Below are 13,699 nucleotides of genomic sequence, written 5' to 3' on the forward strand. Positions count from 1 at the left end.
TGGAAGTATGTAGTAAACTTGATGGAATAGCTCTTCTATTTGTTAATCTAACATGGGCTAATTGCATTTAGTGTTTATGCTGTTGTCTTAGTTGGGTTGATTGTAATTTTTATAGTTGAACGGAGAAAAGAAGAAGGAGGAAATCGATTATGATGATCGTAACTACTGAACAAGTAGCAGGCTATGACATAAAAGAGGTATTGGGATATGTCAAAGGTAGCACGATTCAAACGAAGCATATTGGCCGTGATATTACAGCAGGATTAAAAGGAATTGTCGGAGGAGAGATAAAAGGCTACAACGAAATGATGACAGAAGCACGTAAGTTGGCAGTACATCGAATGGTGAAAGAAGCAGAAGAGAAAGGCGGCAATGCAATCATTGGGATGAGGATGCAAACGTCAACCGTCATGGCAAATGCAGCAGAGATTATAGCTTATGGTACAGCCGTTGTAATCGAGAAAAGATAGTTCCTTTTCAAAATGGTCCGCTCATGAAGAGAATGGGTGGGGCATTTTTTTATTTAAAAAATAGTCAAATTCGCCACCGTGTTTTAGAAAACGATAGAATCTCGCCTTATTCTCTCGTAATTTTAACCAATTATTACGCTGACCTTCAATCAGCTTAAAAGATTAGGAAAGATTGCTGAATTTGCGTTCATATCATTTTTAAATTTTTTTTAATTATATGATTTAATAAAAAGGTATTTATTTGTAAGAGTTCTTGCAATAAATGTAAATTTAAAAAAGGAAGTGTTTGTTATTTCTGATAAAGGTGAAAGTGATAGGTCGATTTTTAAAGTGTCAGTAGGGATTGCGGTTATCTTTGTATTAATTGGAGTGTTGATCCCGAATCAACTTGGGGCAGCGATGGCAGTAGCGCAAAGCTTTGTTCTTGAGTCATTTGGCTGGTTTTATCAGTTAGTTGCTACATTCTTTCTGTTGTTTGCCATATTCATGATCTTTAGTAAATATGGGAAAATCAAACTCGGGAAACCTGATTCGAAACCTGAATATAGCCGTCCAGCTTGGTTTGCAATGTTGTTTTCTGCTGGGATGGGTATTGGTCTTCTATTTTATGGTGTATCTGAGCCAATTGCACACTTTTCTACGCCACCTACAGGAGAAGGAAGTACGGAACAGTCAGCAATTGTTGGAATGCGTTATACATGGCTTCATTGGGGATTACATGCTTGGGCAATATATGCGATTGTCGCATTAGCACTTGCTTATCAGAGATTCAGAAAAGACGCGCCAGGTTTAATGAGTGCGACTCTTTACCCTGTACTTGGTGAAAAGGTGAAAGGTCCGATTGGACAAACGATCGATGTTGTTGCGGTATTTGCAACTTTGTTTGGGGTAGCAGCATCGCTTGGGTTAGGATCTCAGCAAATAAATGCAGGTCTAGAATATTTGGTGGGGATTCCAAATAACTTTATGGTACAAATGATTATTATGGGTATCATAACTGTTCTTTTCATCATTTCAGCGAATACAGGAATATCTAAAGGGATTAAGTATTTAAGCCTTGCAAACATGTCAATTGCAACGGTATTGTTTTTTGCTATGTTAATTCTTGGTCCGACGCTATTCTTGCTTAATATGTTTACAACGAGTTTAGGGAGCTATTTACAAAATATCATTCCGATGGGCTTGCGTCTTGCACCATTTGATGCTAGTGAGGCAGCATGGACACAAGGGTGGACAGTGTTTTACTGGGCATGGTGGGTGTCGTGGACTCCATTTGTTGGAATGTTCATTGCTCGTGTTTCCAAAGGGAGAACAATTCGTGAATTTACGGTAGCTGTTCTTCTAGTCCCATCATTAGTATGTGCGATTTGGTTTACTGTTTTTGGTGGTACAGGGATTTTTCTTGAGGTTACACAAGGATTAAATGTCTCAGGACAAGCACTTGAAACAGCTCTCTTCTTTGTATATCAGCAGCTGCCACTTGGGATTATCTTATCGATCTTAACAGTTGCTTTAATTACAACGTTCTTTGTTACATCAGCAGATTCGGCAACATTTGTTTTAGGGATGCAAACAACGGGAGGAAAGTTAAACCCATCAAATCGAGTGAAGGTAACGTGGGGATTAATACTAGTAGCATCGACGGCTGTATTAATGGCATCAGGAGGGTTAGCTGGTCTACAAACAGCGATTATTGTTAGTGCTCTTCCACTCTCGTTCATTGTTCTTGCCATGTGTTACGGACTTGTGAAAGAATTGAATCAAGAACTTAAAGGGCAAAGCAAGGCGCCTGAAAAAGAAAGAACACTTAAAAGGAAAATAGCTGGTTAGAGTAACTTATAATGCTAAATTACTAGGTTCATCCCGCATGTAATAGAATTGAGGGATGAACCTAGTTTATTATTTTTTAAGATTTTTCGGATCTTTTTCCTTGCAACAGGATGAATATTCCTTTAGTATATACAATATATCGTATTAATGATGTGTTATTACAACTATATATTGATTACGCAAAATGAACGGTGTCAATTAGACTTAATAGGGAATCTGGTAGAAAGCCAGAACTGCCCCCGCAACTGTAAGTGTGGACGAAATGAGGTACCCACTGTGCTCTATGGTTAGATTTAGCTAGCTTGCATGGGAAGGCTCAAAGTAGAGTGAAGCACAAGTCAGGAGACCTGCCGTCATTTTCAAGTCAGCTATCTTCGGGGTGTAAGAAGTGAGACGGCAAAGAAGGCCAACGTGAATTTTGGTCGGATAAGTCTTACTATTTACGCCGTTTTACGCTCTTTCTCGACTCTCGAGAAAGGGCGTTTTTTATTATCATTAAGGAGGAAGATCAATGAAGAGTATGGCAACGACAACATTATTTGATTATGCATCATCTCAGATTGATGTATTAGTGAATTTATTTCCAAACCTCGATTTTACGGCTTATAAGGAAAAGATTGAACAAGCTATCTATGCAAAAGAAGACATGTCAGAAGACCAGCTTAATCATTTGTTAGTTTTGTCTTCGGTAGAGAGAATTTCAGCAGAGGAGCCAGATTGGACGTTTGTTGCAGCTAATGTTTATTTAAAGCAACTATATAAAAGAGCAGCTCATTCAAGAAACTATCATACTAGCTTAAGATATGGATCCTTTTATCAACTAGTTCAAGAGTTAACGAGGATGGGGATATATTCAGATCAGATCTTGCAGGAGTACTCGAAAGAAGAATTAGAAGAACTTGAACAGGAGATTGTTCCGGAGCGCGATTCGTTGTTTACATACATTGGCTTGTTAACATTAGCCGATCGTTATTTAGCTAAATCGCATAGTGGAGAGCTGTATGAACTTCCTCAGGAGCGTTTTATGATTATTGCAGCGACGTTAATGGTTAAAGAACCGAAGGAAAAACGATTAGGACTTATAAAAGAATCTTACTGGGCCATTTCTAATTTATATATGACGGTGGCAACTCCGACTCTATCAAATGCTGGGAAAAGCTATGGTCAATTATCGAGCTGTTTTATTGATACCGTTGATGATAGTCTCAGAGGGATTTATGACAGCAACACGGATATTGCAACTCTGAGTAAAAGCGGAGGAGGAATCGGAGCGTATTTAGGAAAGCTGCGCAGCCGAGGAAGTGATATAAGAGGATTTAAAGGAGTATCGTCCGGTGTCATCCCGTGGATGAAACAGCTAAATAATACTGCTGTAAGTGTCGACCAGTTAGGTCAAAGACAGGGTAAACTTTTGCCCCTATAGTAGGGTGACCACTATAGAAAACTCCGAATATGCTGGAACGTCGTCAACAGCCTTCCTTAGTAAGCTATATGGGAAACTATATAACTATCTGAAAATCGGAAGGACAAGGTGATAATCAGCAGGGCTGATTTCTAAGTCTTATTGATATGAAATCCCCTCAACGACTGACGAGGAGCATCTTTTAATAAGATGATGATACAGTCTAGTCCCCTAATAAATATCGGGAAACCGAGGGTAGTAACGGCAATCAGTGTTTATTTAGATATATGGCACCGCGATATCTTTCATTTTTTAGCAGTCAAATTAAATAATGGTGATGAGAGGCAGCGTACCCATGATTTATTTACAGGTGTCTGCTTGCCAGATTTATTTATGGAAAAAGTTGAAGACAGACAAGAGTGGTATTTATTCGATCCTCATACGATACGTCAAACGTTAGGTTTTAGTTTAGAAGATTATTATGATGAAGAAAGAGGCAAGGGAAGTTTCCGAGATAAGTACAGAGAGTGTGTGGAAGCAGCAAACAACGGATTACTAGGTGAGAAAGGATTACTGTGGGAAGTTGTTCCATCCATTGATATTTTTAAAGAAATCTTAAAGAGTCAGCTTGAGACAGGTACACCATATATGTTTTATAGGGATACGGTAAACCGTGCTAACTCCAATCGTCATCAAGGAATGATTTATTGTAGTAATTTGTGTACAGAGATTACGCAAAATATGAAAGCAACGACCGTTATAGAGGAAAAAACGGAAGATGGCAAGATTATTGTAGTCAAAGAACCTGGAGATTTTGTTGTTTGTAATTTGTCTTCTATTAATCTAGCTAAAGCTGTTACAGAAAATGTCCTTGAAAGACTAATCCCAATTCAAGTTCGAATGCTTGATAATGTCATTGATTTAAATAATATTCCAGTTCCGCAAGCTCAAATAACCAATCAAAAGTATCGTTCTATTGGGTTAGGTACATTTGGCTGGCATCACTTACTAGCTCTTAAAGGGGTCAAATGGGAATCAGACGAAGCGGTAGAATACGCAGATAACTTATATGAAAGTATTGCCTATCTGACGATTCGTGCAAGTAATGAGCTGGCAATGGAAAAAGGAACCTATCCACTTTTTGAAGGGTCTGATTGGGAAACAGGGGACTATTTTATTAATCGTCAATATACAAGTGAAGAGTGGACAGAGCTTCGTCAAAGTGTAAGGGAAAAAGGGATTCGAAATGCGTATTTAATGGCTGTGGCACCGAATTCGACAACAGCGATTATTGCAGGGACGACGGCATCGATTGATCCTATTTTTAAGAAAGAATACTCAGAGGAGAAAAAGAACTACAAAATTCCGGTCACAGCTCCAGACCTAACGCCGCAAACGACATGGTATTACAAGTCCGCTTATGAAATCGATCAACTATGGAGCATTAAACAAAATGAAGCGCGCCAACGCCATATTGACCAATCTATTTCATTTAACTTTTATGTTAAAAATACAATTAAAGCAAAAGATTTGTTACAGCTTCACTTAGAAGCTTGGAAGTCAAACCTGAAAACGACTTATTATACAAGGTCGACTTCGATGGTTGAAATTGAAGAGTGTGAAAGCTGTTCTTCTTAATCTATTATTAGTGAGGTTTAGAATATGAATCATAATACATTACAATCTCGTAAATTATATGACCCAACGGCACCAAATGCCTCGACAGGTATTATTAATGGTAGAAGTTCTAATATTTTAAATTGGGATGATGTTCGCTTTACATGGGCGTATCCTATGTACAAAAATATGCTCGCAAACTTCTGGACTCCATTTGAAATTAATATGTCTAATGATATTAAGCAGTGGCTTCAACTTTCTGAAGATGAAAGGTATGCATTTAAAAAAATTATTGGTTTGCTTGCTTTTTTAGATAGTGTCCAAACAGATTATTCAGGGAAAGTGGCTGGGTATTTAACGGATTCTAGTCTCGCTGCATTAATGCAAGTTCTATCGTTTCAAGAAGTCGTTCACAATCAGTCATACTCTTACGTCTTATCAAGTCTCGTACCTAAACAGGAACAAGATGAAATCTTTGAGTATTGGAAGCATGATCCTATCTTGAGGGAGAGGAACGATTTTATCGCAGAAGGGTATCAACGCTTTGTTGATAACCCAACACCGCAAACGTTTCTAGAATCAATTGTATTTGACGTCATTCTTGAGGGACTTAATTTTTATTCAGGATTTGCATTCTTTTACAACTTGGCAAGAAACCAGAAGATGGTGTCATCAAGTACGATGATTAATTATATTAATCGGGATGAACAATTACATGTGAATTTGTTTTCCCATATTTTTAAAGAGTTATTACATGAGAACCCAGAACTTAATACACCTCGGAATCACAAATTTGTTCAAGATACATTTAGACGAGCTGTCGAATTAGAAATACAATGGGGCAGGTCGATTATTGGAGATGAGTTGGAAGGTATAAATATGAATGAACTTGAGAGCTACATTAAGTTCATAGCTAATAAACGTGTTAATCAACTAGGGATCGAACGCCCTTACGAAGGCTATCGTCAAAATCCGATGAAATGGATAAAGGCTTATGAAGACGTCGATAGCGGCAAAAGTGATTTCTTTGAACAAAAATCACGACAATATGTGAAAGTATCAGATGTGAACGGATTTGATGAGTTGTAATAGTCTCTATTCATATAAACGTTTATTTAAGGAGAAGAGTATCTTTCAGTTGAATTGGAAGAACTCTTCTTTTTTCTTATGGGGAAAACTAGAGCGCTGAAATATACTCAGTGAAGCCGTAATGGCTTCACTCGTTGCGTGCCTGCTATGAGAAACATGATCCTCCTAAAGTCGGCTGCAGGTGCAAAGCAAGTTTGCACCTATGAAACCCACTTATAGCAGGCTTTTAAAAATTGGGACGGTTCGGCTCATTGCTTCGAGAGCACTGGAAAAGGAAAAAACGCCCTTTTTCAGTGCTCTCAGCGACAACCATACTTTTCTTTGATATAATGTCTGTTCAGATAGGTACTTACTTGGAAATAATGATAAGCAGGAGTGATAATGATGCTAGAGTACACAAAGTGGCGACATGTATTTAAGCTCGATCCGAACAAAGATATATCAGACGAAGCGTTAGAGGCAATTTGTGAGTCTGGTACGGATGGACTTATTATCGGAGGAACGGATGGAGTAACGCTTGATAATACATTGCAGCTGCTTGCTAGAGTCAGGCGCTACACGGTGTCATGTGCGCTAGAGGTCTCAAATATTGATGCGATTACTCCTGGGTTTGATTATTTTTTCATTCCATCTGTTTTAAATAGTCGGGATGTAAGGTGGATTTCTGGTTACCACCATCAGGCGATCAAAGAATACGGTGCAATCATGAATTGGGATGAGATTGTCGTCGAGGGCTATTGCATTTTGAACCCCGAAGCGAAAGCGGCCAAGCTTACAGAAGCGAATACCGATCTTTCTCATGAAGATGTTGTTGCATATGCACGAATGGCAGAGAAGCTCTACCATTTTCCGATTTTCTATGTAGAATACAGTGGAACTTACGGCGATGTCGATATCGTAAAAGAAGTTTCTAACGTACTAGATAAAACGAAGTTGTTCTATGGCGGTGGCATTCACTCTGTGGAACAGGCAAAAGAAATGGCACAATACGCCGATACGGTGATTGTTGGTAATATAATCTATGAAGATTTACAAGCAGCTCTTGAAACGGTTCATGCAGTAAAAGAAGCATTGAAATAAAGATCTATTCAAAGTAAAATAAAAAATGAGAACAAATGTTTGGTGGTGAGGGTGTGCAAGCGAAAATAATTGAAAAAATGTTAGCAGGGTTAAACCCCGAACAGAGGCAAGCAGTCACTCATACGGAAGGGCCATTATTGTTAATGGCTGGTGCTGGAAGTGGGAAGACGCGTGTACTTACGCATCGCATTGCTTATTTATTAAGAGAAAAAGAAGTCGCCCCTTGGAGTGTACTTGCGATTACGTTTACAAATAAAGCTGCTCGTGAAATGAAGGATCGTGTCGCAGGACTTGTTGGACCTGTCGCTGAGGACATTTGGATCTCGACATTCCACTCCATGTGTGTACGGGTTTTACGTAGAGACATTGACAGAATTGGTTATAATCGTAACTTTACAATATTAGATTCAGGAGATCAGTTAACAGTCATTAAGCAAATATTAAAGAATAAAAACGTTGATCCGAAGAAATTTGAAGCACGTAGCATTCTTGGGACGATAAGTAGTGCAAAAAATGAACTGAAAAAGCCCGATCAGTTTGCCAAAACTGCAACAGGTCCTTATGAGCAAACAGCGGCTGAAGTTTACGAAGAGTATCAAAAGCAATTAAAGAAGAACCATGCGCTAGACTTTGATGACCTTATTATGAAGACAATTGAGTTATTTAAACTTGTTCCGGAAGTGTTGGAATTCTATCAACGGAAATTCCAGTATATCCTTGTTGATGAGTATCAAGATACGAACCGTGCTCAATATATGCTTGTAAATATGATTGCGGAGCGGTTCAAAAATCTTTGCGTTGTTGGTGACTCGGATCAATCCATTTACCGTTGGCGTGGAGCTGATATTTCTAACATCCTCTCATTTGAAGAAGATTACCCGAATGCAAAAGTGATCTTGCTCGAACAAAACTATCGCTCAACGAAAACCATTTTGCAAGCAGCCAACCGTGTTATTGAAAACAATCCAAACCGAAAGAAGAAAAATCTTTGGACAGAAAATGATGCTGGTTGTGGAATTGGTTATTTTGCAGCGGATACGGAGCAATCAGAGGCTCAATTTGTTGTGGAGCGAATTAGAGAAGCGATGCAGAAGGATGACTATGCTTATTCTGACATTGCGATTTTATACCGTACGAATGCACAATCGCGTGTAATTGAGGAATTTTTTGTAAAGTCTAATATTGACTATAACATTGTCGGGGGAACTAAGTTCTACGATCGTAAAGAGATTAAAGACGTATTAGCTTATTTACGTTTAATTGCTAACCCTGATGATGATATTAGTTTGCAGCGAATTATTAATGTTCCTAAGCGTGGAATTGGTGCGACTACGGTAGATAAGATTGGTGCCTTTGCCATTGAGCAAGGAATCTCCTTGTTTGCTGCTCTTCAGGAAGTAGAGCAAATTGGCTTAACTGGTCGTACAGTAACCAAGTTGAGAGATTTCTCGGACCAACTAGGACATTGGATACAAATGCAAGAATATTTATCTGTCACAGAATTAGTGGAAGAGTTACTAGAGCGGACCGGCTATCGTGAAATGTTGAAAAATGAAAATTCAATTGAAGCTCAAAGTCGCTTGGAAAATATCGATGAATTTATAACAGTAACGAATGAATTTGAAAAGCAAAATGAGGACAGATCACTTGTTGCTTTTTTAACAGATCTTGCATTAGTAGCTGATATTGATAAATTAGACGATGAGAATGAAGGAAAACCCAAAGACGCGATTACGTTAATGACGCTTCACTCAGCGAAAGGTCTTGAATTTCCGCTTGTGTTTCTAATTGGAATGGAGGAAGGAATCTTCCCTCATAGTCGCTCGTTATTTGAGGAAGAGGAAATGGAAGAAGAACGAAGGCTAGCTTACGTTGGTATTACAAGGGCTGAGAAACAGCTTTATTTAACGAATGCAAGACTTAGGACGTTATACGGTCGGACAAGTTCAAATCCACCTTCCCGTTTCATTGCTGAAATTCCACAGGAGTGCTTAGAGCCATTAAATGAAGAAAAGCAAGCGCCAGATTGGATGAAGACATCACGCAACAGCCCAAATCAGGTGCAACGTTCAAGAACGATTGACAGGCCGAGAACGGTGCAAACAGGTGGAGAAAGCTTTTCGTGGAGTGTTGGTGATAAAGCAGCGCATAAGAAGTGGGGAGTTGGGACGGTGGTCAGTCTAAAAGGTGAGGGTGAATCTCTCGAGTTAGATATTGCGTTCCCGAATCCAACAGGTGTGAAACGATTATTTGCCAAGTTTGCCCCCATTACAAAACAGTAATTTTATTCAAGAGTGACTGAGTATCCTTTCAGTCACTCTTGATTGTGAAAGAAAGGACGAAAGCAATGGAGCGATTACAGGCTGAGAAACGAATAGAGGAACTTAGGAAGTTGTTAGAAGAGTATGGCCATCATTATTATGTTCTAGATAAGCCGCTAGTTTCTGATGCAGAATACGATAATCTTATGCAAGAACTATTGAAACTTGAAGGGGAATACCCTGAATTTTTCAGTGAGGATTCTCCATCCGTACGAGTAGGTGGAGAGCCGTTGCCATTCTTTGAAAAGGTCGAACACCGTATTCCGATGCTTAGCTTAGGAAATGCCTTTTCAGACAGTGATTTACGTGATTTTGATCGTCGTGTAAAACAATTGGTTGGTGATGATATTACGTATAGCTGTGAACTAAAAATAGATGGCTTGGCTGTATCGCTAACGTATGAGAATGGGAAATTTGTTCGTGGAGCTACACGAGGCGATGGAACAGTTGGTGAGGATATTACAGCAAATCTTAAAACGATTCCAGCCATTCCCCTTCGTTTAAGTGAACCTGTAACGATTGAAGTACGAGGAGAGGCGTATATGCCCAAAGGTTCATTCGAAGCATTAAACGAGTTAAAAGAAAGAGCTGGGGAGGAGAGGTTTGCTAACCCGCGTAATGCTGCAGCTGGTTCACTAAGACAGTTAAATCCGAAGCTTGCTGCTAAACGTAATCTTTCTATCTTTGTTTATGCCATTGGTTCTTTGGAGGATAAGGAAATTGAGTCGCACATGAAAGGGCTTGAGTACTTGCAAGAGCTTGGCTTTCGTGTGAACCAGGAAAGCAAGCATTGTGCTAATATTGAAGAAGTGATTGCTTATACAGAAGAATGGGTGGAAAAAAGAGCAGATCTCTCATATGACATTGATGGAATTGTTATTAAAGTTGATAAATTAAATCAACAGAAAGAATTAGGATTTACTGCAAAAAGTCCAAGATGGGCAACGGCATTTAAATTCCCAGCAGAAGAAGTTGTGACAAAACTTGAGGATATTGAATTGAGCATAGGACGCACAGGTGTTGTGACACCTACTGCTCTTTTAACACCAGTTACTGTTGCGGGTACAACAGTAAAGCGAGCTTCGCTTCATAATGAAGATTTAATTCGGGAAAAGGATTTAAAACTGGGGGATTCTGTCGTCATAAAGAAAGCAGGAGATATTATCCCTGAAGTGGTGAATGTATTAGCTGAATTACGAGATGGAAGCGAACGCGATTTCCATATGCCAACACATTGCCCAGCTTGTGAAAGTGAACTTGTTAGGTTAGAAGGAGAAGTGGCGTTAAGGTGTATTAACCCGCAATGTCCCGCTCAAATTCGGGAAGGGTTAATTCACTTTGTCTCAAGAAATGCAATGAACATTGATGGCTTAGGTGAAAAAGTGATCAGTCAATTGTTTGAACATGACCTTGTTCGTGATGTCGCTGACATTTATAAATTGAACCGAGATGAGCTGTTACAATTAGAAAGAATGGGCGAAAAATCTGTAGACAATTTGCTTGAAGCAATTGAAAAAACAAAGGATAATTCACTTGAGAGACTTTTATTCGGTCTTGGAATTCGTTTTGTTGGAGCGAAAGCAGCAAAAACCTTAGCGATGGAATTTGAAACGGTTCATAAGATAGTTGAGGCGAAAGAAGAAGAGTTAGTAGCTGTAAATGAAATCGGTGAAAAAATGGCTGCATCGGTTAGACGATATTTTTCTACACAGGAAGTGTTAGAGTTAATTGACGAGCTAGAGTCATTGGGAGTTAATATGACTTATAAAGGGCTTAAAGCTCCTTCTGAATCAGAAGTCTCAGATAGCCCGTTTGCAGGAAAAACGGTTGTCTTAACAGGGAAGCTTGAGCAGCTTACGCGTGGTGAAGCGAAAGAGAAGATAGAAGCACTTGGTGGAAAAGTGACTGGAAGTGTGAGTAAGAAAACAGATCTTGTCATTGCTGGTGAAGATGCCGGATCTAAACGAGCGAAGGCTGAGGAATTAAATATTGAGATTTGGGATGAAGAGAAGCTTGTTGAAGCGGTCAATAAGTAAACGAGAGTAAGAGTAGGAGGGAGATTGTATGCTAAAGAAGTGGGGAATTTCTTTTTTGCTCCTTGTGCTATTGTCAGGGTGTTTTCCTATAACTCCTCAAGAAGAGGAACAAATGTTAGAGGAAACAGATCAAAATCAAGATGAACAAGTAGTAGAAGTTGTGCCACAAATTATTACTCCTGATAATTATTATCAAAGTGTATTATATGATGGAGCTTATAAGCACGGGGAATCGAGAGGATTTGGAAACGCAGTTGTATACAATCGGCTTGATTTAGGGCAGCTTGAAATTGGATTAACGCGAATTGCCCAAGAGTACTTTGATCAAGAGAATTATTACTTTAGAGAAGGACAGTTTATTAAAAGAAATACGTTAAATAGTTGGCTTATGAGGTATCATGAGGAAGATAACCCCCAAGGTATAAATCCACCCCTTGGTGAGGGGGCAACGATGCGAGAGCGGGAAGAAAGTCAACCACGTTATTTATCCCATATTTTGGAACATAACTATCTTGTGGAGAATGAAAATGGTCAATTGAACCTAGGTGGAATTGTGATTGGTCTTTCGATGAATAGTGTTTATAACTTTCGCGTAGAGGATGACCAAGGGCGTTATAACCGTTATGAACTACCGATTCCAGACGATGTAATTGAGCGAGAAGGGCAAAAGATTGCAAATGAAATTTTAGCAAGACTTCGTTCAGACACGATGGAAGAAGGAGCATTTCAGGATATTCCTATTGTCTTTGCTCTTTTTAGAGAACAACCTCGTGAGTCTGTGATCCCAGGTCATTTTATAGCAAGGTCTAAAGCTGAGCCAAGAAGTGATCTTGAAAGATGGCAACGTATCAATGAGCGCTATTATTTGTTCCCATCAAGTGAAGCCAACCAAGAAGCTCGTAATGAAGCTGACCAATTCCAACGGTTTAAAGACGATGTACAGTCGTTTTTTGATAACTTTATCGGTGTAGTTGGAAAAGGTCGATATGTTGATAACCAAATTCAAGAATTGCAAATTGAAATACCGCTTAGATTCCAAGGGAAAGCAGAAATTGTTGCATTGTCACAGTATGTAGCAAGTCAAATTCAGCAAAGATTTCAAGCAAATTATAAAGTGAGTGTAACGATCACTTCTGTTTCAGGAAATACAGAAGCTATTGTTGTTCAAAATCCGAATGATGATCCATTTATTCATGTGTTTGATTAAGGAAAAGGACTTTGTCGAATCCGTTTAGGGATTAGCAAAGTCCTTTTTCTTGTTTAAGAGAAGGTTGTTTTCGCATACTTTGTTGTTTTATGTGGTCGCGTCTCCACATGTTCGTTCCATTGCGCTCCAGCCACTCGCTTTCCGCGGGGAGGTGTCGAGCCTCCTCGGCCTGTGGGGTCTCGACCCTACCTCTTAATCCCGCAGGAGTCGAGTGACTTCCGCTCCATTTCACTACGAGAAAACACATTTCTTCACAGCAACAATCTTTACGAAAACAGCCTAAGAGAAAAACCATCATTATAATGGAGCTTGGTTTGACTGTAAATGGATTTGGAAGGTTTCATGCCAACGTGAAAAAAATGTCGAATAACAGAGAATTTTACTTAAAAAAACTATTTATTAATTGTAATGTACATGATATATTTATTTCGTTCCATAACTTGTAAGATGTCAGATGTCTGACAAAGGATGCCTTGATTATTTAGTTGGGACCAATACATAACAACATGATTTTACTAGTAGGCAAACAGATTTTAGCAAAATAGGAATAGAACTTAAGCATCGTGAAAACCTATGCAGAGAACTAGATGTCTACTTAGTATAGACAAGTGTGTCCGGACCGAATGAAGGCGTTCGCACGGAATAGA

General features: G+C 39.1%; 7 protein-coding genes, 2 pseudogenes and 1 riboswitch. All 9 genes and pseudogenes read left to right on the plus strand.

Going from position 1 to position 13,699, the window contains the following annotated elements; translation table 11 throughout:
- Positions 1-149 precede the first annotated feature (149 nt).
- Positions 150-470, plus strand: coding sequence for a YbjQ family protein (locus MF646_RS10955; RefSeq protein WP_250096538.1), 321 nt, complete (start codon positions 150-152; stop codon positions 468-470).
- A gap of 321 nt (positions 471-791) precedes the next feature.
- Positions 792-2,300 carry a glycine betaine uptake BCCT transporter gene (locus MF646_RS10960; RefSeq protein ID WP_250096650.1) on the plus strand — a complete coding sequence of 503 codons (1,509 nt, stop codon included), beginning with the start codon at positions 792-794 and terminating at the stop codon, positions 2,298-2,300.
- Between the two features lie 171 nt (positions 2,301-2,471).
- Positions 2,472-2,669: riboswitch (cobalamin riboswitch) on the plus strand.
- A gap of 151 nt (positions 2,670-2,820) precedes the next feature.
- Positions 2,821-3,699: pseudogene (locus MF646_RS10965) on the plus strand (ribonucleotide reductase N-terminal alpha domain-containing protein); the annotation flags it as partial.
- 116 nt (positions 3,700-3,815) lie between these two features.
- Positions 3,816-5,340, plus strand: a pseudogene (locus MF646_RS10970) (ribonucleoside-diphosphate reductase subunit alpha); the annotation flags it as partial.
- Positions 5,341-5,364: 24 nt separating this feature from the next.
- The gene (locus tag MF646_RS10975) at positions 5,365-6,408 is read left to right on the plus strand and encodes a ribonucleotide-diphosphate reductase subunit beta (protein WP_250096539.1); all 1,044 of its coding nucleotides are present in this window, start codon (positions 5,365-5,367) and stop codon (positions 6,406-6,408) included.
- A gap of 384 nt (positions 6,409-6,792) precedes the next feature.
- Complete coding sequence (gene pcrB, locus MF646_RS10980) at positions 6,793-7,488, plus strand: heptaprenylglyceryl phosphate synthase (protein WP_250096540.1); 696 nt, start codon at positions 6,793-6,795, stop codon at positions 7,486-7,488.
- A gap of 35 nt (positions 7,489-7,523) precedes the next feature.
- Positions 7,524-9,770, plus strand: coding sequence for a DNA helicase PcrA (gene pcrA / locus MF646_RS10985; RefSeq protein ID WP_250096541.1), 2,247 nt, complete (start codon positions 7,524-7,526; stop codon positions 9,768-9,770).
- A 65-nt stretch (positions 9,771-9,835) separates the two neighbouring features.
- Positions 9,836-11,845 carry an NAD-dependent DNA ligase LigA gene (gene ligA, locus MF646_RS10990; protein WP_250096542.1) on the plus strand — a complete coding sequence of 670 codons (2,010 nt, stop codon included), beginning with the start codon at positions 9,836-9,838 and terminating at the stop codon, positions 11,843-11,845.
- Positions 11,846-11,873: 28 nt separating this feature from the next.
- Entirely contained in the window at positions 11,874-13,052 is a 1,179-nt protein-coding gene (locus MF646_RS10995; RefSeq protein WP_250096543.1) for a CamS family sex pheromone protein, read from the plus strand.
- Positions 13,053-13,699 lie beyond the last annotated feature (647 nt).

It is taken from the genome of Halalkalibacter alkaliphilus, assembly GCF_023555415.1.
GTDB classification, from domain to species: Bacteria; Bacillota; Bacilli; order Bacillales; family Bacillaceae_D; genus Halalkalibacter; species Halalkalibacter alkaliphilus.

Bases quoted from the DNA above. Each gene is read 5' to 3' on its own strand.
- pcrB (WP_250096540.1), top strand. From the start codon at position 6,793: ATGCTAGAGTACACAAAGTGGCGACATGTATTTAAGCTCGATCCGAAC.
- MF646_RS10975 (WP_250096539.1), top strand. From the start codon at position 5,365: ATGAATCATAATACATTACAATCTCGTAAATTATATGACCCAACGGCA.
- MF646_RS10995 (WP_250096543.1), top strand. From the start codon at position 11,874: ATGCTAAAGAAGTGGGGAATTTCTTTTTTGCTCCTTGTGCTATTGTCA.
- pcrA (WP_250096541.1), top strand. From the start codon at position 7,524: ATGTTTGGTGGTGAGGGTGTGCAAGCGAAAATAATTGAAAAAATGTTA.
- MF646_RS10955 (WP_250096538.1), top strand. From the start codon at position 150: ATGATGATCGTAACTACTGAACAAGTAGCAGGCTATGACATAAAAGAG.
- ligA (WP_250096542.1), top strand. From the start codon at position 9,836: ATGGAGCGATTACAGGCTGAGAAACGAATAGAGGAACTTAGGAAGTTG.